The 24,346-nt window shown below is 60.3% G+C and carries 20 protein-coding genes; 1 reads left to right on the plus strand and 19 read right to left on the minus strand.

What is annotated here, in order from left to right; all coding sequences use genetic code 11:
- Positions 1-208 precede the first annotated feature (208 nt).
- Positions 209-1,264, minus strand: coding sequence for a dTDP-glucose 4,6-dehydratase (rfbB, locus tag WDM24_RS28800; RefSeq protein WP_166305727.1), 1,056 nt, complete (start codon positions 1,262-1,264; stop codon positions 209-211).
- A gap of 14 nt (positions 1,265-1,278) precedes the next feature.
- Positions 1,279-2,169 (minus strand): glucose-1-phosphate thymidylyltransferase RfbA, encoded by an 891-nt coding sequence (rfbA, locus tag WDM24_RS28805; RefSeq protein ID WP_166305723.1) that lies wholly within the window; start codon positions 2,167-2,169, stop codon positions 1,279-1,281.
- A 286-nt stretch (positions 2,170-2,455) separates the two neighbouring features.
- Between rfbA and WDM24_RS28810 the strand changes: the two genes are divergently transcribed.
- Positions 2,456-3,811 (plus strand): hypothetical protein, encoded by a 1,356-nt coding sequence (locus WDM24_RS28810; RefSeq protein ID WP_338828186.1) that lies wholly within the window; start codon positions 2,456-2,458, stop codon positions 3,809-3,811.
- A 94-nt stretch (positions 3,812-3,905) separates the two neighbouring features.
- On the opposite strand, the gene WDM24_RS28815 is transcribed toward WDM24_RS28810, so the two are convergent.
- The 17 genes from WDM24_RS28815 to asnB (WDM24_RS28895) all read right to left on the minus strand — a co-directional run bounded on the left by WDM24_RS28815 (position 3,906) and on the right by asnB (WDM24_RS28895) (position 24,312).
- On the minus strand, positions 3,906-5,210 hold the full coding sequence (locus tag WDM24_RS28815) for a nucleotide sugar dehydrogenase (protein ID WP_338828187.1): 1,305 nt from the start codon (positions 5,208-5,210) through the stop codon (positions 3,906-3,908).
- Between the two features lie 286 nt (positions 5,211-5,496).
- Positions 5,497-6,015, minus strand: coding sequence for a GNAT family protein (locus WDM24_RS28820; RefSeq protein WP_338828188.1), 519 nt, complete (start codon positions 6,013-6,015; stop codon positions 5,497-5,499).
- Positions 6,008-6,715: a WbqC family protein gene (locus WDM24_RS28825; RefSeq protein ID WP_338828189.1), complete on the minus strand. Its 708-nt coding sequence runs from the start codon at positions 6,713-6,715 to the stop codon at positions 6,008-6,010. Before WDM24_RS28825 ends, WDM24_RS28820 begins: the two co-directional genes overlap by 8 nt.
- A 15-nt stretch (positions 6,716-6,730) precedes the next feature.
- Complete coding sequence (locus tag WDM24_RS28830; protein WP_338828190.1) at positions 6,731-7,522, minus strand: ABC transporter permease; 792 nt, start codon at positions 7,520-7,522, stop codon at positions 6,731-6,733.
- Entirely contained in the window at positions 7,519-8,736 is a 1,218-nt protein-coding gene (locus WDM24_RS28835; protein WP_338828191.1) for an ABC transporter ATP-binding protein, read from the minus strand. The genes WDM24_RS28830 and WDM24_RS28835 overlap by 4 nt, the downstream gene beginning before the upstream one ends.
- Complete coding sequence (locus tag WDM24_RS28840; protein ID WP_338828192.1) at positions 8,736-9,899, minus strand: ABC transporter ATP-binding protein; 1,164 nt, start codon at positions 9,897-9,899, stop codon at positions 8,736-8,738. The genes WDM24_RS28835 and WDM24_RS28840 overlap by 1 nt, the downstream gene beginning before the upstream one ends.
- 282 nt (positions 9,900-10,181) lie before the next feature.
- Positions 10,182-10,937 carry a hypothetical protein gene (locus WDM24_RS28845; protein ID WP_166207627.1) on the minus strand — a complete coding sequence of 252 codons (756 nt, stop codon included), beginning with the start codon at positions 10,935-10,937 and terminating at the stop codon, positions 10,182-10,184.
- Positions 10,938-11,171: 234 nt separating this feature from the next.
- Positions 11,172-12,041: a class I SAM-dependent methyltransferase gene (locus WDM24_RS28850; RefSeq protein WP_338828193.1), complete on the minus strand. Its 870-nt coding sequence runs from the start codon at positions 12,039-12,041 to the stop codon at positions 11,172-11,174.
- On the minus strand, positions 12,038-12,955 hold the full coding sequence (locus WDM24_RS28855; RefSeq protein WP_338828194.1) for an NAD(P)-dependent oxidoreductase: 918 nt from the start codon (positions 12,953-12,955) through the stop codon (positions 12,038-12,040). Before WDM24_RS28855 ends, WDM24_RS28850 begins: the two co-directional genes overlap by 4 nt.
- A 6-nt stretch (positions 12,956-12,961) precedes the next feature.
- A complete protein-coding gene (locus WDM24_RS28860; RefSeq protein WP_338828195.1) occupies positions 12,962-14,980 on the minus strand; it encodes a hypothetical protein in 2,019 nt (672 codons plus the stop codon).
- 314 nt (positions 14,981-15,294) lie between these two features.
- A complete protein-coding gene (asnB, locus tag WDM24_RS28865) occupies positions 15,295-17,187 on the minus strand; it encodes an asparagine synthase (glutamine-hydrolyzing) (protein WP_338828196.1) in 1,893 nt (630 codons plus the stop codon).
- 33 nt (positions 17,188-17,220) lie between these two features.
- Entirely contained in the window at positions 17,221-18,219 is a 999-nt protein-coding gene (locus WDM24_RS28870; RefSeq protein ID WP_165124653.1) for an NAD-dependent epimerase/dehydratase family protein, read from the minus strand.
- Positions 18,220-18,356: 137 nt separating this feature from the next.
- Positions 18,357-19,418 carry a non-hydrolyzing UDP-N-acetylglucosamine 2-epimerase gene (gene wecB / locus WDM24_RS28875; protein WP_338690964.1) on the minus strand — a complete coding sequence of 354 codons (1,062 nt, stop codon included), beginning with the start codon at positions 19,416-19,418 and terminating at the stop codon, positions 18,357-18,359.
- Positions 19,418-20,476 carry an NAD-dependent epimerase/dehydratase family protein gene (locus WDM24_RS28880; RefSeq protein ID WP_165124657.1) on the minus strand — a complete coding sequence of 353 codons (1,059 nt, stop codon included), beginning with the start codon at positions 20,474-20,476 and terminating at the stop codon, positions 19,418-19,420. The genes wecB and WDM24_RS28880 overlap by 1 nt, the downstream gene beginning before the upstream one ends.
- Before the next feature lie 2 nt (positions 20,477-20,478).
- Complete coding sequence (locus tag WDM24_RS28885) at positions 20,479-21,411, minus strand: NAD-dependent epimerase/dehydratase family protein (protein WP_338690965.1); 933 nt, start codon at positions 21,409-21,411, stop codon at positions 20,479-20,481.
- Between the two features lie 13 nt (positions 21,412-21,424).
- A complete protein-coding gene (locus WDM24_RS28890) occupies positions 21,425-22,372 on the minus strand; it encodes an NAD-dependent epimerase/dehydratase family protein (protein ID WP_338828197.1) in 948 nt (315 codons plus the stop codon).
- Between the two features lie 23 nt (positions 22,373-22,395).
- A complete protein-coding gene (gene asnB, locus WDM24_RS28895) occupies positions 22,396-24,312 on the minus strand; it encodes an asparagine synthase (glutamine-hydrolyzing) (protein ID WP_338828198.1) in 1,917 nt (638 codons plus the stop codon).
- Positions 24,313-24,346 lie beyond the last annotated feature (34 nt).

A 24,346-nucleotide genomic window follows, 5' to 3' on the forward strand; every position in this document is an offset into this window, starting at 1 on the left:
TCGGCCCCGATTTCCGCTTCAATTTCGCTGTCGGCAGACCGACTGCGTGCCGCGAGCGGGCCAATCCCTTCAGCGCAGCGACAGTCGCAATTCAGCCGGAACGACCGGCGCGACGACCTCGGTCTCCGCTCTCGCCAGGGAACGTCTGAGGCGCTTCAGGAGCCGCCAGGCATCAACCAAACCCCGGCGGGCCTGGAAGGGCGTCCCGCTATCCCAACCGTTGGGCCTGGTATCCTCGCCGAAGAATCTCTTCCCACCAGGGCCTGTTGTTAAGGTACCAATATACCGTCTTCCTGATGCCGGCCTCAAAGCTCTCCTGCGGGCTCCAGCCGAGTTCTCGCTCGATCTTGGACGGGTCGATCGCGTAGCGGCGATCGTGACCGGGACGATCCCTGACTAACGAGATCAGGCGTTTGTGCGCGCCGGTCTCGGCCCCCCTGGCCTCATCGAGCAGCGTACAGAGCAGTTCCACGACCTCGAGATTGGTGCGTTCGCTCCTGCCGCCGATATTGTAGGTCTCCCCCACTTTCCCGTGGTGAAGAACGCGGATCAGCGCCTCCGCATGGTCCTCGACATACAGCCAGTCACGGATGTGCTGACCATCACCGTAAACAGGCAGCGCCTCGTCGGCCAATCCCCTGATGATCATGTGAGGGATCAGCTTCTCGGGAAATTGATAGGGTCCATAGTTGTTGGAACAATTTGTCACCAGGGTCGGCAGCTCGTAGGTCTCGCACCACGCACGCACGAGATGATCGGAAGCGGCCTTGCTGGCCGAATAAGGTGAATTTGGCGCATACGGGCTTGCTTCCACGAAATGGCCATCCGCACCCAGCGTGCCGAACACCTCGTCCGTCGAGACATGAACGAACCGGAACGCGTCGCGCTCCGCGGGCGCCAACGCCCGCCAGTAGCGCAAGGACTCCTGCAGCAGCGTGAAGGTACCCACAACATTGGTCTGGATGAAATCGCCGGGCGCGTCGATCGAGCGATCGACATGGCTTTCCGCAGCAAGATGCATCACGGCCTGAGGCCGGTAGTGATCGAACAGACTGCGCAAGCCCGGACTGTCGCAGATATCCGTTCTCGAGAGAGCATAGCGTTCGCTGCTTAACTCCGACGGAATTGAGTGAAGGCTGGACGCGTACGTCATCTTGTCAACATTGACGATCGAAGCGTCGGTGCAATTTAGCAAACGCCGAATAACGGCAGAGCCGATGAAGCCGGCTCCTCCGGTGACAAAGATCGTTGCTTTGCTAGGCACCACTGGCGTCGACCTCAGTGCGACCGCCTCGAATTGGCAAAGCTATCATAGATCGACAAAAGATACTCACCATAGCTGCTCTTCGCATTCCGCTCCGCAACGCTGCGAAAGGCGTCAAGGGAGATGTAGCCGAGCCTCAGCGCGATCTCTTCCGGACACGCGATCCGAAGGCCCTGGCGCTGCTCGAGGACCTGCACGAAATGACTGGCCTCGACCAGCGAGGCATGGGTCCCGGTGTCCAGCCACGCGAAGCCGCGCCCCAAAATCTCGACATGCAGCTCGCCGCGCTCCATGTAGGCGCGATTGACGTCGGTGATCTCGAGTTCGCCTCTCGTCGAGGGCTTGATGGAGGACGCAATCTCGAGCACGTCATTGTCGTAGAAGTACAGGCCCGTCACGGCGAGATTGGATTTCGGCAGACGTGGCTTTTCCTCGATCGAAATCGCCCGTCCATCCCCATCGAGTTGGACGACGCCGTAGTCCTGGGGACGCTTGGTGACATAACCAAAGATAGTCGCTCCCGAAGCTCGCGCGCTGGCGCGGTTCAATATCTCCGGCAACCCATGACCGAAGAACAAATTGTCGCCGAGGACCAGGGCGACGTTGTCCTTGCCGACGAAATCACGCCCGACAATGAAGGCATCAGCCAAGCCCCGAGGTTGGTCCTGGCTTGCGTATTCCAGCTTGAGGCCGAAGTCCGAGCCGTCACCCAGCAACCGGCGAAACAACGGCTGATCCTGGGGTGTGGAGATAATCAGAATCTCCCTGATGCCACTCAGCATCAAGGTCGAGAGCGGGTAATAGATCATGGGCTTGTCGAAAATCGGCAAGAGCTGCTTCGACACGACAATCGTCACCGGGTAAAGCCGAGACCCGGTACCACCAGCAAGAATGATACCCTTCATCCAATCCCGCCTGTGCAATTATCCGGACAGTCTACCAGAGGCCATCGGTTCGGCAAACGCGCGGCATGATTCCAGCGATCCGCATTGACACCATTGGGCAGGAACAATGGAATAAAATACAAGCATATTCTTGTCGTCTTATCGGCGCCGTGTCATGTCCCTAGGCCCAAGTCACTAGGCCCAGGACGGTGCCATCGTCTGGCGATCGTGGGGCCCAGTCGGCCTGGCGCGATGACCAGCAATGGAACAGTCCAAAACGTACAGCCCGATACGGCGGTGAGCGAGAATGAACGATCGGATCACTCAGCTGGAGCTTGGTTGGCCCCAGGCCAAACTTGCCCTGCTCGCCTATGCCCACATCGTGGTGTGTTGCGTTTCGCTCTACTTCATCACGGCCGTCGATACGTTTCCGGGTGTCACCGGCATCGACCAGGCACACGTGGCAGCTGCCATCCTGAATGTGCTGGCGTTCAGCCCCGTCGTCATCCTGTTCGCGATCGTACGCTTCAGCTTTGGCTATCTCGTCGGCTTCTACTTCTACATGATGATCCTGGGATATCTCTGGCTGATCGAATTTTCGCTGCTTGATTACGATCACCGCCTGGCGCTTGTCTCGATCGTGCTCTCGGGATTTGCATTCCTTGCCCCCGCGCTGTTCATCATCGCGCCTGTGCGGCAGGCCGTCGTCATGCCGGCACGCGCCTTTCACATGATGCCTTCCATCATCCTGATCGCCTCGGCCGCAATCGTCGGCATCGGCGCTCTCTACAACCTCAAGCTGGTCGATCTCTCCGAGATGTACAAATATCGCGCGGAGATCGAATTTCCCGGCTTCCTTCGATACGCAACCTCGATCGCCTCGAACGCCCTGTTGCCTTTCGCCTTCGCCTGCTTCGTCGTCAGCAAGCGGAACTGGCAGGCAGCGATCACTCTGGCCCTGATGGTTCTGTTCTATCCCATCATGCTGACCAAGATGGCGCTGTTCGCTCCGTTCTGGCTGCTGCTTCTCGCGCTCATCTGCAAGCTGGCCGAGGTGCGGCTTACGACGATCCTCTCGCTATTCCTGCCTGTCTCCGTCGGCGTTGTCCTGGTCTTCCTGGTCAAGACCGGCGTGATTCCGTTCAGACCCGGGATGGTCTATTTCGGCACCGTCAACAACAGGATGATCGCAATCCCGTCGCTCGCCCTCGAGGTCTACAACAACTACTTCTCAGCGCATCCGCTGACCCATTTCTGCCAGATCAACGTCGTGAAGCTCGTGGCTGCGTGCGCCTACGACGAGCCGATATGGGCCGTGATGGCCAAGGCCTACGACCTCGGCTCCTTCAATGCCTCGCTGTTCGCCACCGAGGGAATCGCCTCGGTCGGCCTCGTGCTCGCGCCGCTGTCCGCGCTCGGTTGCGGCCTGATCATCGCGCTTGGCAACCGCCTGTCGGCAGGCCTGCCCCCGCGATTTGTGCTGCTATCCGCCGGGGTCCTACCGCACGTTCTGCTCAATGTACCGCTTTCGACGGCCTTGCTGACCAACGGCACCGGTCTGCTTTTCCTGCTCTGGTACGTTACGCCGCGGTCGGCTTTCGAGCAGACGGCAGCGTCAACGACCGCAGTGGACGGACAGTTACAAGGCGCAAGCGCCAGCTAGCGCGCCGGCTTCGAACCCGTCTCACCCGAAAGGGCACCCGGTGGGCGGGATAGCCGGCGCCGCGACGAGATCGCCTGTGCGCGAATGATATCGCCTACGCGCGAATGATATTGTCTGCCGGCTCAGGGAACTTGCCGCGACAATCGACGAGCAGCGGCGCGTGCGCGCCGAGCAGCTGATAGTCGAACTTGTCGTGGTCGGTTGCCAGCAGGACGCAATCGAAGCGCCGCAGATTGGCCTCGGTGAGCGCGACACTCGACAGATCGAACGAATGCGCACGCATCTTCGGGAACGCGGGAACGTGCGGATCGCTGTAGGCGACGCTGGCGCCGAGATCGCGAAGCTTCTCCATCAGCAGCACGGAAGGCGACTCGCGAACGTCGTCGACGTTCTTCTTGTAGGCAATGCCGAGGACCAGGATCGAGCTGCCGCTGATCGACTTGTGCCTCTGATTGAGTGCCAGCGAGATCTTCGACACGACGTAATCCGGCATCGAGGAATTGATCTCTCCGGCGAGCTCGATGAAGCGCGTATGCATGCCGTATTCCCGCGCCTTCCAGGTCAGGTAGAACGGGTCGATCGGAATGCAGTGCCCGCCGATGCCGGGACCGGGATAGTACGGCACAAACCCGAACGGCTTGGTTGCTGCCGCGCGGATCACCTCGTGAATGTCGATCCCCATCTTGTCGGCGACCATCTTCATTTCGTTGACGAGGCCGATATTCACCGAACGATGGATGTTCTCCAGCAGCTTGGTCAGCTCGGCAGCCTGCGTCGAGCTCACCGGAACGACCTTGTCGATCACCTGACGATAGAGGGCGATGCCGGCATCGAGGCAAGCGGGCGTGCAGCCGCCGCAGACCTTCGGGATCGAGCGGGTCGAGAAGTTCTGGTTGCCGGGATCTTCGCGTTCCGGCGAGAACACCAGGAAAATATCGGTGCCGACGCTGAAGCCGCACTTTTCGATGCGCGGCTTCAGTTCCTCCTCGGTCGTGCCGGGATAGGTCGTGCTTTCGAGCGACAGCACCATCCCCTTGTGGAGATATGGCAGCAGCGATTCCGTGGTGTTCAGCACGAAGCTGAGATCGGGTTCGCGATATTTGTTGAGCGGGGTCGGAACGCACAGGATGAGGGCATCGACCTCTTTCGCCTGCGAGAAATCCGTGGTCGGCTCGAAGCCGAGCTCCGTCGCCCGCTTGATGCTCGCGCTCGAGATATGTTCGATATAGGACTGGCCGGCACGAAGCGCATCGACCTTGGTCTGGTCGATATCAAAGCCTATGACCTTGTAGCCCACCTCGCTGTAGCGAAGCATGAGCGGCAGGCCGACGTAGCCCAAGCCCACGATACCAATCCTGGCGGTCTTGCGGTCCAGCTTGTCGATCAGTTCGGAATTCATGTCTAACGTCCGTACGTGTGGTTGTGTTCAAAACAGCGTGCTGAATAAAATCCGCAAGGTAAGTCGCCTTTGGCGAGATGGTTGCATAGACGCCCCGTATCCGTCCGACAAGCCCAAAAGCGGTGGGCTGGCTTGGCTCGGCCACCCCGGCGACGGAGGCCCGGTTGCCGCCTGTCTTAATCAAGATCGCGTTCGTGCTGCCCATCTCACATTGCGGCGTCCGGCCGCCTGCAGCAGCAGATCGTAGTCGCGGCGAACGTTGCGCGCCCGTCCGTCATCGTGAAACTCAAGCGCAATCGCGAAGTTTGGCCATCACTAACTGGTCCGTCCACCTGCCGTCGATAAAACAAGCGCGGCGCATGGTCCCCTCGATCGTTAGCCCGGCCTTCTGATACGCCCTGATGGCCCTTTCGTTGTCTGCGAATACCCTGAGCCACACGCGTTGAAGATTTCGGTCCTTGAAGGCGAAATCGATCGCAAGCGCCACCGCCTCCGCTCCCGCGCCACGGCCGCGATCAACCTCCTGCCCGATACGGATCGTCAGCTCAGCGGTACGATGGATCGGATGAAGGTCGATCAGCTGCACTACGCCGATCAAGCGGAGGTCGGGAAGTGCGCGAATGGCGAAGACGATCTTGGCCGTTGAAGTGATGACCGATTTCAACCAATTCTCATGGGTGGTTTCGTGAACCGGGGAGAATGGAGCGTTGAAGCGCACCGTATCGGGATCGTTGATCCAGTGAAACAATTGGGGAGAGTCTTCGTTTCGAATTTCGGTAAGCGCGATGACCTGCCCTCTAATCATAGCTGCCTCCAGGTGATCCCGTTGCTGGCCGCCCGTCCCACATCAGATAGTCGATCACGGAGAGGCCCGGAATGAACGCCTCATGCGGGCCATACGGCTGCGGCGCGAAGCCCTGGCTGACCAGACGAACGCCATGCTGCTCGAACAATTCGTCCTGCTGGTACCCCGTGGCACCGCCGCCGGCGAGATAAGCATCCCCGCCGACCGCCTTGACGAGCGAGATGAGAAGCTCGGTCGCTTTGCCCGCATGCGGCAGTTCGGACTGCCGCACAAACCGCGTCGCAAGGCCGAGATGCTCCGCGATCACCTTGATGGCCGTGATGTTGAATGTTGCAAGGTTCGTTTCTTGTTGCTCGAACAGAGGCTGCAAGAGTGCCATCGCTTCACGAAATTGCGGGGCCTTGCCGTAGCTTGCCTGCAGCGTCGCAATCATCTTGCGGCGCCAGGGCCGGCCGTCATCGATCTCCGCGGCATTGAGCGGCGCCCCCAACGGCAGGCGATGGACAGGACACGTGGCCCAGCGCGCCTCGCCCTGGATAGCAATTCGCACCCTGTTCGACCACGATCCCATGCCCCCCGATCCTGAGCGCGGATAATCGACGGCATCGAGCAGCACGAACACATCGGCACGCCGGATCTTGTCAAAGTACCCGAGCCACGGAAAGAAGTTGGGTTGATGGATCGCAACGAGGCATCCCATCGTACTGCCTACCCGCTACAGCCGCGTATCGAAGAACGACTTGAGCCGCCGGAACCACCACAGCCCGGCCCAGAATGCAGCCGCGCCAACCACTGCCAGGTAGCAGATCATCCAGAAGCTCGGCATCGACCCGGCTACAGTTGCAGTGCGGTAGCACTCCGCGATGACATAGAAGGGGTTGAGCTGCACAACAGGCCGAATGAAATCCGGGTAGGACGAAAGCGGGTAGAAGATCGGAGAAGCGAACAGCAGCACGGTGAGCACATTCGGCAGCGCCAGAGCGGTATCCCGTACAAAGACGTTGAGCGCCCCCAGGAACAATCCCAGTCCCGACACGAACAGGATGTGCAGGGCTACGATCAGCGGCAGCGCCAGATAGCCTGGGCCCGGCATCTCGCCCGAAACCACCTGCAGTATGAGTACGATAGCGAGCGCGACGACCAGCGGCACCAACCCCATCAGCGCGCCCACCATCGGCAACAGCTCCGATTTGAAGGCGATATTCTTCACGACGCCCGCGTTTCCGACCACGGACGTCGTTGCCGCCGAAAGGCCTTCGCTGATCGCAAGCCACGGCCCGTAACCGCTCAGCAGCCAGATCACGAACGGCAACGACCCCGCACGTCCCGGCAACCGCCCCGGAAAAACGACGGTGAACACGAACGTGAAAATGCACATCAGCATCAGCGGCGACAGCACCGCCCATACCAATCCCAGCGCCGACCCCAGATAGCGGTCGCCCAACGTCATGCGGAAGAGATTACTCAGCATGCCGAAATCTCGCCGATCAAAACCTGCCAGCATCATGTCTTGACGTCCTCAAGGCGGCGCGCGCTGATCCGCGGAGGATAGAAGATCAGCGGCTGCCCACCTATTTGTCCTTCCTCGTCGACGACCTCCAGCACGCAGGAAATCGATTCCTTGTCGTCCCCGTGACCGACAAGCGCAACATCGAAGCGATAGAGATTGGCCCCCAGCACGAAAGGATCCATGTCGATGGTGACCGTGAACGGACCGGACGCGGGCAGCGCCATCCCCACCTCCGAAAGACGCCGCCGCCAGACCAAACGTCCGTCGACCCGTGTGAGAACAACCTCGAGATCTTGCACCGGCGGGGTCGAGTCGAGCCGCCCGCGCGCGACAATCGCCAACGGCACCAGGGCGAGCGCGGTCGCCCTGCGCGCCTCCCCGCGCTGAATGATTTCGACGGCATCGAGCTGAAGGGGGGCGGCCCGGTTCACCACGCTCCCTTGAAACTTGCGCATCAGCTCCGCCTCGTCCGCCTCACGCACGGCCGCCTCGTAGGCTTTGGTGACGACCTGCGGCGAACCGTCCATGACGAGCCGGCCGTCATCGAGCCAGAGGCATCGTGAGCACATTTCCACGATCGAGCCCAAACCGTGACTCACGACAATCACAATACGGCCACTGGCCGCAACTTCTTGCATACGCCGCGTCGCCTTGGCCGCAAAGAAGGCATCGCCGACCGAGAGCGTCTCGTCGATGACCAGAATGTCGGGATTGATGAACGCCCCCATCGAAAACGCGAGCCGGGCCTTCATCCCCGAAGAGTAGGTTCGCACCGGACGATCGATAAATTCACCAAGTTCGGCGAACGCGATGATTTCATCGGCGACGTCACTGGCCTGCTGCCGGCTACGGCCGTGCACGGCAGCGTCGAGGAAAATGTTGTCGCGGCCGGTCATGTCCTCGCGCAGCACCGCGCCTACGGTAAGCATCGCGTGCAGGTCGCCGTCGACCTCCACAGAGCCCGAGGTCGGCTCGGTCAGCCCCGCAATGATCGAAAGCAGCGTCGTCTTGCCGGCTCCGTTGCGGCCTATGATGCCGACGCGCTCGCCCTCCGCCACTTCAAAGCTGATCGAATCGAGCGCCTGCACATGACGCGTCGTGATCTCGCGCTTGCCGGTCCGCAGCGCCTCCATCAGCGACACGGATCCGCCGCCATGGTCGGCAAGCGCAAATACCTTGCTGACATCCCTCACCCGAATTGCCGCGCGCATCAACCAACCACCTTCCACTCGGCTGGCAGGCTAAATCCGCGCCCTTCCACCCCCTCGACGTCGAGCCCGAGTCCGTTGCCGTCGAGCCAACTGAATCCATCGAGAACAATTTTGACCACCGAATTGTGTGGATCCGGCATCACGAGGTGCAGGCTGATTTGGTAGCTGCCAGGCGCAAGTGGCAATGCCGGGATATCGACGCCGATCGCATAGCGCCCGGGATCCTCGCCAACGGGCGTGTGCCGACGCGTCATCAGCCCTGTCTCCCAGCCGTAGGCCGGCTGCAGGCGTTCGACCGCAACCACCATGCCGACCTCCGCCTGGGTGAGTATCTCGACCTCTGCCTCAAGCCTGAAATCCGTTCCCGTCATGATCGTGCGCGGGTAGACAGGCGCACCCGCGAATCGCGCAATTCCGTCGCGGTACGTCGACTTTGCCTGCTCGCCGTAGAGGTAGCGCCTGACGGCACGCTCGGCCGGCCCCGAAAAGACGACCTTGCCACGGTCCAGGACGTGCGCCGTTTCGCACAGGCGTACGATCGCAGACCAGTCGTGCGTCACGAGGACCCCGGACGCCCCGCCCGATACCCGTTCCCGCAACCGCCGCCAGCACTTCGACTGAAAGTGCTGATCGCCGACCGCCAGCACCTCATCGAGGAGATAGACCTCATACTGTCCGGCCGTCGCGGTCGAGAAATAGAGCCGCGCGCTCATCCCGGCCGAGTATGTGAGCACCGGATCATCGAATCGGTCTCCGAGTTCGGAGAAGTCGTGGATATCCGAGATCATCGCTGCACGCTCGCTCGGCGAAAATCCATGCACGGTCAACAGCCGGTCGGCATATTGTCGTCCCGTGAGCTCCGGATTGCCGACCAGACCGAGCTCATAGAGGCCCGACATCGCCCCGTGCACCGCGACCCGGCCGGTATCCGGCGCGTAGACGCCGCCGATGACCCGAAGCAGTGTGGATTTGCCGGCCCCATTGCGACCGAGCACGCCGAGGAACTCTCCCTTGGGCACATCGAAGCTGACGTCCTCAAGCGCCGTGAAGTGCGGAACGTCGCGTCCCAGCCCGAACGCGAGACGCCAGGCGCTTCCGCCGTCGACAAGCGCAAAGCTCTTGGAGACACCTTGGCAGGTGATGGCAACGGCCCGCGACATCATGCCTTGGCCCGCTGCCTACGCCGACAGATGTAACGCCATTCTGGCACAACTAGCATCCGCCTCTGGACAGCGAGCCAAGCGTGCCCTGCGACCAATCTGAGTGACCACGAATGCCGGACCACCCGAAAATCAGGCAAAGAACCAGCAATCGGTCGCTCAAATACTTTCAGGGTCAAAGTACGCATCATTTCATACGGGATATTCAGGCGCGCAAAATTGTTCTCGCCGAATCCGGTCCGTAGAACAACCCGATGCATTACGTATCTCTGGCCGTCGGATCGTTCATCGGATGTTCGGACGATCGTGTCTGGCTGTTATTTCGTCATACCAACGACCCATCGCGCTCGCGTAGCCGTCAATGGCTCTTTGCAGCCGAGCCCGCGGTGGCATGATCTCGGGAGTCCACCACTCCGGATGCGTAAGCACCTGCAGCCGCTCCTCCGTAGCCTCCTCAAGCACCGTCTTGAGACGCCGGTAGCGCCAGACGCCGTTGCTATCGGACACATAGCCATAACTCGCCTTAAGCGAGCGGCCGTATGCGTTGATCATGCCAGCGACGATATCATCCTCGAGTTCGGATTGATCAAGAATGCCGAACAGGTGAAAACTAATCGCCACTGGCGGCGAACCAAATTCGTCTGCGATCAAATCGCGTTCACGCGTTATTGCGTTCAACAACGCCTGTCCACGCAGCATCTCACCATAATATGTCGGGTCGAAATGCAACGCGATGTCGTGCCCCAGCGACTTTATGCGGCGTACGCATTCAGCAACGTCGGCCGACATCAGATTGTAGTAGAGACACCTCGGAAGCAGGAAATAGGTCGCCTTCACGCCCTCCTCAGCCTCGATCTCGGCAACCTTCGCAGCGCGATGCATCGATACGTCACAGTCGTGGCGCCAAAGAATCGTGCCGCTGGCACCGGCTGAGGGGAAATCAACGGCCCGATAGGACGATTTGGCAAGCCGAAGCAGTTGTCGATAACCTGCCTCAGTGAAGTCACCGAATTCCAATGAGTGCTGACGATCTGGCGACATCCGCGGTCAGTCCAATCCACTCTTTAGATGAACCGGTTGCCAAAAGAGCTTAAGACACGCTCCTTCAAGTCCGTCGCTCTGACAGTACCGTCCAGTTCCAAAATGCATCGGCCTCAGTAACCCATCCTCAACTGAAAACGTTCCGCGACGCCATCGATCATTCGATCCGGCGCCGCCATCGATGTCCAATGCCGAAGCGTTGGGGCAATTGGAGCGCATATTCTCTCTTAGAATCTACAATTTTGTCGCTTCGAGATACACCCCGAAGCGATGCCTATCACCTTTCCAACCGTATCGCTTGATTTGTGCGATCGAGAATCCCCTCAAAGCACCTTGAATCTCATAGTCACGGAAGTGATGGAAGTGAATTGCATCTCGATAGAGCTCGGCGCTTTCAGTCCAGATCAGGGTTGCCAGGTACAGCTTTCCGCCTGGCTTCAGGACACGCGCCGCTTCCGCAATTGCCGTATGGTAATCAAAAACGTGATCGAGGCTGGTCAGGAAAGACACGCAATCGAACGTGGCCTCAGCAAACGGAAGAAACTCGGCCATGCCAACAACGCGAAATTGCTCACTTCTGCCGAGCGATGGTTCGATCCCAAGATATTCGCAAGAGGGCGGGAACATGCGCCGGCTCAAATCCGGGCTATCGCAACCAATGTCCAGAACCAGCCCACGGGCGGTGGCGAGCAAGACGCGAGAGCGGAGCAAGTGGCGCTTGTACCAGGGATCGTCGAATGGCGTATTCAATTCGCCTCCGGCGTTCTTGACGGCGCACAAGTACAGATACTGATCAAAGGCGCTCTTTATCGAGCCGATCGACAGGGTCTCGATGTTCCGATCAGCGAAATGCCGAGCGGCCTGGGGCAAAAGAACAGGCAACCTATTGTCGATGGGAAACAATTCGCCCGAATTCGTGGACAGATCGACACCGTTGAAATGCAGTGGCAGGCCTGAGTCGGGCGAAATGAGCTTTCCACTGATTTGACCAAATTCTACAGCACAGGCGTGTTCTGCAGGATCATCAAGAACGGGCTCAAGAAGATCATCACTTTCGTCGACTTCGACGTCACGCCAGGAAGTTCGCAGCCAATCCATAGTCATTCAGCCTTCTCGAGATGGCACACGCGGGATATTCCGTCCTTGAGTCCAATCGTCGGCGACCCGAGCAGTTTCACCATTCGGTCGGTCGCGCCCACATAGTGGTCAGGTGACTTGTCGACAGGCTCAATCGCGACGCGATGATTCCATACGTTCGCAATTAGCTCCGCAATCTCCCGAAGTGACGCGATCTCCGGGCCAGCGACATTGATAGCACAAGACTCTTTGAGGTCCAGTGCCGCCATAGTCGCCCGCGCTGCATCGTCGACATAGATTGGGTTGAGGCGCGGACCACACGCCTCGGCAAGACGGATCGACTCTCCGCGCGCAATGGACCTGCTGATCCGCGCTATGAGAAAGTCTTCACTTTGCCCGGGGCCGTATATGAAGAAATATCTGAGGCGCGAGACAACAAGATGCGGCTCGAAACACTGCAACAACGTTTCGGCTGAAGCCTTCGCCTGGAGGTAGAAGCCAAGCTCGCTGGTCGGCCGAATTGGCGCATCCTCGGTCAGGGCCTGGGCGGATGGTCCATAGATTCCACCGGACGAAGCCAGGATGAATTGGCGGGCGCCATGGCTAACACCGTACTCCGCCAAACGAGCAGCTGCGGCGATCGACACCGCCGCTATGGCGCCCGTCTGACTGGGGAAATCCCTCCAGCCGCCTGCCTGCGCAAGGTGAATGATTGCATCGACCCCACCAACCTGTTGCAGGTCCGGCGAAAAATCGCCTGATAGATCAGCTTCCACAGTGCGCGCATTCGTGTCGCCAGCAAGCAGCGCGCCCGGCCTGATCAACGCCGTTACAGTAGCTCCCCTGCTTTGCAAGAGGCGCAGCAACCTTGAGCCCAGGAACCCGGCTGCGCCCGTCAGCAACACGTGGCTACCTGTCAAATCGATATTTGGCGAAGGCATTCGCTCTCACTCTAGCGTCGCGGGCGGGCGGCCGTGCTCGTGCAGGTGGTCATAAACCCGCTCATAGCGTTCAGCCAACACGTCTTTCGACCACCAGCGCATCGCGTGTGCACGGCTCACGGCGCCGATACGGGAACGTTCGCCTGGGTCGGTAACCAACCTTCGGAGCACCTCATAGATGGTTTCCTCCGACGCGTCGACGATTGGACACTCAGCAATGGCCCGGACGGCAGGCAGACCGCGGGCTTCGACCTTGTTTACCCGGCCAACGACGGGCCGACCGAGCATCATGCCTTCCCGCGCAGTCGCGCCGTAGCGGCCGTAGTTGAGCTGATCGACGATGATGTCGGCCTGGGCGAGCATCCAGCGGTTGTCGACGCTCGGCACGTCCTTGCGGAATAACAACCGAACCGGATGGCCCTCCGCCTTCAGTCTATCGATCGCGGCAACGACGGCCCCCGTTCCTTTGACGTTGACGCCTTGGCGGGTGCGCATTTCGTAATTGCCGACCGAATGATAGATCAGGATTTCACCGTCGGCCTTGGGCTCGCGCCACAACTCGGGCACAGGGACACTCTGCCCAAGCTCAGGACGCCAGAACTGGGGATCGATAGCAAAGGACAGCGGCTCACGAAAAACCGCGGCCGTATCACGAAAGTCGAGCGGTGGATCGGTCTCGATGCAGATGAGATCCGCCAATTGCACGACCTTCCAGCCCCAAGCAGACATGCGATGATTGGAACAGATCTCTGGCCGGTCGCGCCACGCGCATTTGGGGCACATGCCAGGGCTCCAGGCCTCGAAGCCCGTTTGCGTGATCAAGTCATGGCATCCGGTAATGCTGTAGGCGATCTTCGCGCCGCGCCGCTTCAAGTCCAACACATCCCAAGGGACGCGATCGTGATCCCTCGAGGTGTCATAGTTGTAGGGGAAGAAGGAAAGGGTCCCGACGCCGGCGAAATGAAACATGTCAAATCGTTCAGCCGCCTCCTGGAAGCGTTCACGCAAGACCTGTTGTTGTTTGTCGGCGTCCGTTTCGAACAGGTTCCAATCATGGCCGTGGAAATGCTGGGCGTATTCGGACTTCGGGTCAATGATTGCCATCGACACGGCGTCCCAGCCACGCTTGCGCAAGGAGTCGGCCAGAAAGTGGAAATTATAGTAGCTCGGATTGACGAAAAGAACCGAACGGCGGCGGGCAGCGGCAGGCTCCCCTTTGGGTACGAGAACGTCTTGGATCGGCTCCTCGCCAAAGGGCGGATTGTGCGTGGCCGGCTGCCCTGCGGCTTCAATCTGGTGCAGCGCCGTCAAGCTTTTAGGAAGGGCAAGGCCAACCGCGATCATCAGCCGACGGCGGCGAACGTCAGGATCGGCGTGTTCGGGCCGGAATCCAAAAGGCCAGGTCTTTACACCGTCAATTGCCTGATCAGATGCTATCAAATTTCTCCATACAAGCTCGTTGTCAGCTGTCGACGATGCGATCAGCTGACGAACTGCGAGGAAATCGTCCACTGTCCACCCATCGCGGCGAGACTGAAGGTCAGCGGATATGCACTCACCCAGTTTCCACTCGACGGCCGGATCGCGGGCCCATGCCCGCAACTCTGACTTGCTCGGTGCAAGCCCAACCAGATCTGGAGAAAGGTCAGCTCTAACTTGCAGAAAGTGTAATGAAGTCGATGCGCGGATCGGCAAAAGACGCAAACGGCGAGACTTGGTGCCGACCAGTCGGAACAAAACCGAAGCGTAATTCCCTGTCAACAATTTCACTGCTGCGAGGCGCCCGCGCAACGATTTCACATCCGCAACCGCGGATGCATCTCTGGCGTGAGAGGTGCTCATCCGTGCCTTGGCGCCTTGTTGCGCCTCAAGTTCAGCGATCCGTGCCTGTGCGGCAGTTAGTTCGTCACGCAGCACGTCGAGCTCCGCCTTTACTTCGGAAAGGCCCTCTCCCATGGAATCTTTCCATTCCTTGGCGCGGCGCATCACGGCGAAGGGATTAGCTGCTATCAACGACAAACTCACGACCTTTCGTGGTCCGACCACCCGATCGACCGGGAGCCCAGCGACCGCGCACGCGTTTCCGACCTTAGCTGGTCAGCCGACCACTCACGATCAAGTGGCTGATCGGCCCGGCCGCGAGGCTTCTTGCGTGAGACGAGCCGCCCGGCTTCAACATCGGAAGAGCGGTCGACGGCTTCAACGCGCGGCACGCAGACCTTCGAAACGACGCAGCTCTACATACATCTGGCCGACATTTTGTCATTGTTAAGATCGCGTTTGGGCGTTCTCGAGGACCAAGGAGGCTGCGAGACATCTCTCCCAACCCTGCCGGGATATCATCCGCAGTCCTCAACATGCGCGCGCAACGCGTATTCGACGTTGATCAGCGACCATATCAGCAGTCTGCGATTCTCCCGACCGTGGAGATGATCATCGACCAACTCCCTGATCGGCTTGGGATCGAGATAGCGATAGATCTTCGCCTGATCATCGAACAGGACGTTGCGGACGAAGTCGATGCTTTGGCCCTTGAACCAGCTTGCGTCAGGACCGGAGAAGCCCTGCTTCTCGCGTTCCACGACCTCCTGGGGGATATGGCGCAGCATCACATTCCGCAGCAGCATCTTGCCGTCATGAGCCTTCTGGAAGTATGCCGCCGTCTTCCTGCCCAGCTCGTTTTCGTCCAATGCCACGACTTCATCGAGCTTGCCGAGCTTCATCCGGACCGGCAGCTTCATGGCAAAGTCGACAAGATCGTTGTCGAGGAACGGAACGCGCGTCTCTAGCGAATGCGCCATTGAGAGCTTGTCTTCCATAGTCAACAAGCCATGGAGAAAGGTCTTGGCCTCCAGATAGAGCGAATGATTGACGTAATCCTCCGGGCGGGTCAGACGCTCGGCGTGCTGATTGAACATGTCCCTGAAGATATCGCGGGTCGAGACGCCCTGCACGTCGCCCCAGATCGGTGCGAAGACGCGCTTCAGCACAGTGTTCGGTACAAGCCGCTGCCAGTACTCGTAGTACTTGTCGATATATTCCTCGAAGCTCTGGTTCACGACCGCGCGGTAGTAGCGCCAGGGGTAGCCACCGAAGATCTCGTCGCCGCCTGTTCCCGCAAGGACGACCTTGTTGAACTTGCTGGCGAGCTGAGCGACGTAGTAGTTCGGATAGCTCTGTCCGACGCGCGGCTCTTCCAGATGCCAGGCCAGCTTGGGAAGAACGCGCTCCATGTCGCCCGATTTGAGCACCATTTCGTAGTGCTCGGTGCGAAACAGATACGACATCCGCTCCGAAGCCGCGCGCTCGTCGTAGTAAAGTTCGATGCCTGACACCGAGCTCAGGTCGAAACCGCAGGTGAACGTGCGCATGTAGCTCAGCGACTGCGCCGCAATCGCCGTGATCGTACCCGAGTCCATTCCGCCGGACAGATAAGCCCCGATGTCCACATCTGACACCAGTTGCCGCGTCACGGCCTGCTGGATCAGATGCTCAAGTTCATCCTGATAGTCCGCTTCAGACCGCGCCGTTTCCGGCTCCTGGAAATTGTAGTCCCAGTAGCGCGTCAGCTTCGGCTGCGTTCCAGCGCCTGCCTCGCTCGACACGCTGATATAGCAGCCCGCGGGAAGGATGCGGACGCCCTTGAGCAAGGTGCGGTCCGTGAAGAAATTCTGGAATGTGAAGTACTCCAGCAAGCCCTCGGAATCGAGCTGCGCGTTGAAGTTTGGAACGGCGCGAAACGCCTTCGATTCCGACGCGAACAGCAACTGGTTGCCACCCAACCAGTAGTACAGCGGCTTGATGCCGTAGCGATCCCTCGCAAGCGTAAGTCTGCGCTCCTTGCGGTCCCACAGCGCGAAGGCGAACATGCCGTTGAAACGCTGCAGGGCACCCAGTCCCCACGCTGCGATCGCCTGCAACAGGACCTCGGTATCGCTGCTGGACCTGAAGACATGTCCCTGGGCTTCGAGCTCGGCGCGAAGTTCCCGATAATTGTAGATTTCGCCATTGTAGGAAATCACAAACCGGCCATCCGCCGTTTGCATCGGCTGCGCGCCGGTCGGGCTCAGATCGATGATCGCCAGCCGGCGATGCCCGAGTCCGATCGAACCGTCAATCCATTGGCCTTCACCATCAGGGCCACGGTGGGCGATCGCCTGCGTCATCCCACGCAGAACATGCGAGGACACCGGCCGCCCATCGAGGTTAAGAATGCCCGCAACGCCGCACATCTCTAAATCCGTCCGATCCTGGACTGCAGGGCCTTACTCAATGCCGGCCTTGGCGCGCCGCCGCTCAAGGCCGGCCCGATGCTTCGATCGCCATTCGATCAGCATCTGCAGTCCCTCACGCAAATCGACTTCCGCGGTGAAGCCGATTTCCTCGGCCGCGCGCTTCGTGGAGCCGACCCGATTGCGCACGAAGGTCGCGTTGCTGCGCGGCGCGTACTTGATCGGCTGGTTCGACCCGGTCAGCTGCAACAGCATTTCCGCGAGTTCCTTGAGCGAGGTTCGCTCGCCGGTCCCGACATTGTAGTAGCGGGCAACCGTATCGGCCGACATCGCGCAGAGATTTGCCCGCGCGCAATCGAGCACCGAAACGAAGTCGAAGGCTTCCGAACCGTCGCCCAGAATGGTCGGCCCCTCGCCGCGGTCGATCGCGTCGAGCATCTTCATGATGACCGCAATATAGGCGCCCTGATAATCCTGACGCGGCCCGTAGACGTTCATGTAGCGCAAGCCGACCGCAGGCAGGCCATAACGGTGACAGAACGCCGTCGCCATCGCCTCGCCGGCGATCTTGGTCGCGCCGTAGAAATTCTTGTTGTTGAACGGATGGTCTTCGGTCATCGGCTCCTCGACCGCATCGCCGTAGACCGAGGCCGAAGAGGAATAGACGAGACGCTTGATCCGGTTCGCGACGCAGGCTTCGAGCACATTGAACGTCCCTCGAATATTGGTGTCGAAGGCCGCCCGGGGGAATTCATGGCATTGCAGCAGCCACAGCGCCGCAAAATGGAACACCCCATCCTTGCCCTTCATCGCGGCATCAAGGATATCGGATTGGCAGACATCGCCACCTGCCTCGAATATCTTGACACGCGGATCGCTGAGCACCCGCTCGACATTCTCGAGCGAGCCGCGCGCGAAATTATCGAAGATCACGATCTCGCCGACGTCGTGCTTCGCGAGCTGTTCGACCGCATGCGAGCCGATCAAGCCCGCTCCGCCGATGACGAGGAACTTCTTGCCGTTGATTTCCAAGGCCGACCTCTTGGACTGGAGTTTTACGCCTCACCACGAGCAGACAAAGTCAAGCTCGCGGCAAAGTAACGATGACTGCTTGAGATGCTGGAGAACCGCCAGGAGGCCAACGGGTACGAATCCCGTTGGCAATGATCTCAGCCTGCTGCGCGCGATGGAGCCTGGTCCCGTAGCAGTTCCGCGATCTCGAAAGCTGCCCGTCCCTGGCCGTAGTCGGTGATGTCGTTCCGCGCCAGATGCGCCGGTCCCTTCCAGAGCCGGTTCCAGCCGTTTGCGACCGTCTCGGTCCACTCGGTTTCGTCGCGCAGCGTCACGCATGGCACGCGATGAAAGTAGGCTTCCTTCTGCAGGCCGCCGGAATCCGTGTACACTTCCCTGGCGTGGTGCAGCAGCTTGGCCATGTCGAGATAGCCGACCGGGTCGATGATACGCAGCCCTTCCAGGCTCACGCCCAGCCGCGAGGCGGCGCCCCGGGTGCGCGGATGCAGTGGCAGGACCACGGTGCGCCCGCGCGACTGCTCCAGCAGGAATTGAACGACATCGCGGAGCCGCACCGGATCGTCGGTGTTTTCCGCACGGTGCACGGTGGCAAGCGCGTATTGCCCGGGTTGCAGCCCCAGTTCATTCAGGATCGTGGAGCTGACCTCGGCCTTCTCCAGAGCGAACAGCGTGGCGTCGTACATCACATCGCCGACGTGATGCACGCCCTTGACCACGCCCTCAGCCGCAAGGTTTGCGATTGCGGTTGCGGTGGGACAGAGGTGAAGGGTCGAGAGATGATCCGTCACAATCCGGTTCAGCTCTTCGGGCATGCGCCGGTTGAAGGAACGGAGCCCGGCTTCGACATGGGCGACCGGAATGTGGATCTTTGCCGCCGCCAGCGAACCGGCCAGGGTCGAATTGGTGTCGCCGTAGACCACGACCCAGTCCGGCTTTTCGGCAAGCAGGATCGGCTCGATTTCCATCAGCATCCGCCCGGTCATGTCGCCGTGACCGCCGCCATTGATATCCAGATGATGTTTCGGCTTCGGGATGGCCAATTCCTCGAAGAACAGGTCGGACATGTTCGCATCGAAGTGCTGACCGGTGTGAATCATCACCTCCGTCAGTCCATCCGTTTCGCGGATGGCCCGGCTGACCGCCGCGGCCTTGATGAACTGCGGCCGCGCACCGACCACCGTGAGGATCTTGATCGACATCAGGAATACTTCGCGACGTCGGCCACATGCGCAACGTGATTGCGCATGCAGCCGAGGATGCGGTCACGGTTTTCCCGGGTCCACGCGATGGTCCGCTTGAGGCCATCCTCATGCGCGACGCTCGCGACGAAGCCGAGCTTTTCGCGCGCCTTCCCCGGATCGCCGAAGCGCTGACCCGACCGGTCCCAATCACGCGCCGGCGTGAGCGCGATCGGGGTCTGGTTGCCGGCGATCGAATTCACCCGCTTCGCCAGATCAAGGATGCTGGTCTCGACACCCGAGGCAAGATTGTAGATTTCGCCGGGCTCACCGCCGAGCGCGCACGCCATCAGTCCCCGCGCCATGTCTTCCACGAAGATGAAATCCCGCGACGCGATCCCGCCATTCTCGACCGGAAGGGCTTCGCCATGCAGGGCCTTCCAGATGAAGGTCGGGGTGACATTGCGCCAAACCGTGTGAACGGTGCCGCGCCAGCGGCCGGCCCCCAGTATTTCGCCCGGCCCGTAGACGTTCTGGAACCGCGCCTTCACGAAGGGCAGCTTGTACCGGGTGAAGTAGTAATTTCCGTACATCTCCCCGATCAGCTTGGAGATCGAATAGGGACTGTCGTGAAACAGCGAGACCGGAGCGTCCTCCGTCGTCGCCGAGGCGCCGTCAAAGGTCTTCTCGGCCACTGCACAGCCAGCCGCGGCGTACACCACCTTTTGCAGCGAGCGTATGTCCTTGAGCCTTTCGAACAGCTTCAGGCTCGTCAGCGTGTTGTTGTCATGATCCGCCAACGGATCGGCGATCGACGACTGGTTGCCGTGGAAGCACGCAAGGTGGAAGGCAAAGTCGAGATCCTCCGGCAGCGCGGCCAGCACGGCGTCTTCGGTGATCGGACGCGGCACGAACTGGATCCGGGGATCAGGCGGCACGTTCGAGGCATCGGCCGACAGCAGATTGTCGACGACAATGACCTTGGCCGGCGCCTGCTCTAGCAGCAGCCGCACGAGATTAGAGCCGACGAACCCGGCTCCGCCGACGACGAGAATGGTCGATCCGTTAAATGACTTCATGATCAGCTCTTTGGTGCCGCCAGGTGACTATAGACATCGCTCACGCCATAGGCGTCGTACCACGCAAGCAGGCGCCGGATGGTCTCATCGAATGGCACCTTGGCTTGCCATCCGAGAACTGCACGGGTCCTGCTCGGATCGGGAACGACGGACGGCACGTCGTCATCACCGACCGGCACCACCTTCACATCAGGATCGGCCTGCAGTCCAAGGTGAGAACGCACGAGGTCGTAGATTTCCTTGATCGAGTGACCGATCCCGCTCGATACGTTGAAAACGCCGGTCGGCGCCTGCTCGGCCATCGCGAGATCCACCGCGGCCAGGAAGTCAGACATGTCGAGGAAATCGCGCTGCGCGTCGCTGCAGAAGCAGCCCTGCCCGGCCTTCAGGCGCTTGTAGAAGGTCGGGATCGGACCAATCGCCAGACGAGGCCCCGTCACGTTGGCAAGCCGCAGCGACACGTAAGGCAGACCGCTCATCGCCAGGTACTGCTCGCCGGCAACCTTTGAGATGCCATAGCTGGTGAACGGCCGGAGCGGATGCTCGACCGGGATCGGTGTGCTTTCCGGCCGGCCGTAACACAGCACGGTCTGGAAGTTCAGGATCCGGCCCGCGCCGGCGGCCCGCGCCGCGTCGATCACGTTCGCGGTGCCATCGACGTTGGTTGCGATATCTTCGCGCCAGTTCGCCGGGTCCTTGTAGGAAGCCGCCGAATGCACGACATGCGTCGGTCGAAATTTCTCGAATGCCGAGGCAACGAGATCCCGATCGGCGATCGAACCTTCAATCAAGGTCAGGCCGGGAAGGGCCGGCACAACCTCGCGCTTGCCGGTGGCGAAATTGTCGATGACGAGAATCTCGTGGCCTTGCGGCAACCAGTGCTCGATCAGGTTCGAGCCGAGGCAGCCCGCGCCGCCGGTGATGATGATGCGCATATCGTGGTTCCGATCAGGTGCGGATTTCCGCACGCGCTTCCTTCAGGTGCGTATAGCCGCCGACGACGCCTTCCTTCTCCCAACGTTCAACAGACAGACGGGCAATCTCGTCGAGCGAGGTGAACTCGACGTCGCCGAAATCCTTGAACGTACGTGACGGGTCGAGGAGGATCGAAGGTGCATCGTCCGGACCGAGCGGCTTCACTTCCGGCTCCGGGTAATCATTGATCTTCATGGCGCGCACCACGGAATCGTAGAGCTCCTTGATGGCGACATCCTTACCCGAGGAGAAGTGATAGGTGCCGCGACCGACACCATCGGCGGCCTTGACGACGACGCGGGCAAGATCACCCGCGTAGCAGAAGTCGCGGCGCGCCGGGGTGACGAAGCACTTCTGTCCCTTGGCCAGCCGCCCGTAGAAGATCGGCAGCGGCCCCGACACGTTTCGCGGCCCGATCACGTTGGCAAGGCGGAACGTCACCCATTCGACCCCGGAGAACTGCACGTAGTGCTCGCCGGCCGTCTTCGAGATCGCGTAGCTGGAATTGACCGGGTTGATGGGATGGTCGAGCGGGATCGGCGACTGGAGCGGCTTCGTGCCGTAGCAGAGCGCCGTCTGGAAGTAGATCAGACGGGATACGCCGAAGGTCTTGGAGGCCTTCGCGATGTTGGCCGTGCCGACCGCGTTCACCAATGCATCGCTGCTCCAGTCCTCCGGATCCTTGTAGGACGCCGCGGTATGGATCACGACCTCAGGCCGGAAGTCGGAGAACAGCTGATCGACCACCGCAGCATTCGCGATCGTGTCCTCGACCAGGGTCAGATTTGCGTGCTTGGTGAGGTTGTCGGCTCTGCCCGTCGCATAATTGTCGATCGCAACCACCGTGTCGCCGCGCGACAGCAGCATATCGATAACCGTTGATCCGACCTGCCCGGCTCCGCCGGTTACAAATATCTTCATAGCCACCATCCAGATTGAGAAGTTTAAGCACTGACCATCGCGCGGAACTCGGCCGCCCGGTCATGAAACCGTTGGTGCCAGAGTTCCAGACTGAGAAGACCCCACGTCTTTCGGGAGAAGCGGGATTGCTCGCCAAAGCTGGAGAGCACGACATCGCTGTTGAAGAACGGGCGATGCTTCGAACGCTGTTCACCAAATATATCAAGGACAAAGTCCTTGAGCTCGCCGTCGAACCATTCCTTCAGCGGCACCGGGAAACCCATCTTGTCGCGCCGCTGCAGCAGTGCCTTCGGCAGGGTGTCGCGATAAGCCGTCTTCATGAGCTGCTTCATCTGCCCGCCCATGAACTTCACGTCGGCCGGCACGGTAGCGAGAAACTCCACGAGGGGATGATCCAGTAACGGCACGCGGCTCTCCAGGCCGTGCGCCATGCTCATGCGGTCCTCGACGTGAAGCAGCGCCGGCAACAGGCACTTGAAGTCGAAGTGCGTCATCTTGTCGAAATAGGCTTCCTTCCGCACATTGTCCTGGTTGTTGAAGATCGCGCGGAAGGACTCGAACACACCCTCCTTGTTCAGCGCGCTCCAATCGACCTCACCGACCATGTCGGTCGAACGATCGACCAGGCGGAAGTACCTGCGATCAAGATCCGCGAACAGGCCATCGCGCCAGAATTCCTTGATCATCGGCTTGTATTCGCGCAGCAGCCCGAGATTGGGCACGATCGACTCGATCGTGACCACGTAGTGGCCGCTCTGGTAGGTGCCGTCGATCGCCGCCTTGATGCATTGCTCGAAATAGGCGACCAGATACCGCGCATAGCCGCCGAGCAGCTCGTCGCCGCCCTGTCCACCGAGCACGACCTTGACGTTCTTCGCCGCGAGCGCAGACACCATGTATTGCGGAAACGACCCCGGTCCGGCGACCGGAAAGTCCAGATGGTAAATCACGTCGCCGATGCTGTTGCGGAAGTCGGCGGCAGTGATGTCGACCATGTGGAGCGACATATCAGCCAGATCGGTCACCGTCTTGGCGTAGCCGCTCTCGTCATAGCCAGGAAATTCGAGAAAGCGGCCGTGGAATGCGTCGCGGCTGCGGTGATCCAGCTTGGAGGCCATCAGCGCAACGAGACTGGAGTCGAGACCACCCGACACGTAACCGCCGACCGGAACGTCGGAGCGCAGATGCACCTGCATCGAGTCCGACAGCAGTTCGGTGAAGCGCCGCTCGAAATAGGCGGGACTGCGATCGAAATCGACATCGTACTGCACGTCCCAGTACCGGGACGTCATGACGTCGCCGCCCGCGAGCCGAAGCAGATGGCCGGGCAGCAGGGCTGATATCCCCTTGAACAGGGTCTTCTTGCCGATCGTGTACTGAAACGTGAGATACTCGCTCAGCGCATCGGCGTCGGTTTCGATGTCGCTCAAGAACGGCAGCAGCGCCTTGGCTTCGGATGCGAAGTAGAAGACCCCCTGTTGCACCGTATAGTAGAACGGCTTGATCCCGAAGCGATCGCGCGCGGCAAACAGCTTCTTGTTTCTCTCGTCCCAGATCGCGAAGGCGAACATCCCGCGCAAATGATCGACGCAGCGCTCGCCCCATTTGGCATAGGCGGCGAGGATCACCTCCGTGTCCGAATGGGACTGGAACGTCCAGCCGTCCGAGAGCTGTTCGCGAAGTTCGACGAAGTTGTAGATTTCCCCGTTGTAGGAAATCACGGTGCCGTTCGCCCCCTTCATGGGCTGGGCGCCGGCAGGCGTCAAATCGATGATCGCAAGCCGACGGTGGACCAGCCCGACGCTTCCGGCGTCATCGCTCCATTGCCCTGAACCATCGGGCCCGCGATGCGCAATCAAGCTGCTCATCGCGTTGAGCGACGCGACGCGCCTTGCGACGGGATGACCGGACAGAGATGCAAATCCTGCAATGCCACACATGAATTCAGAGAACCTCGATATTCAAGATCGCTGC

The sequence above is a fragment of the Bradyrhizobium sp. 27S5 genome (assembly GCF_037217225.1).
Taxonomy (GTDB): domain Bacteria; phylum Pseudomonadota; class Alphaproteobacteria; order Rhizobiales; family Xanthobacteraceae; genus Bradyrhizobium; species Bradyrhizobium septentrionale.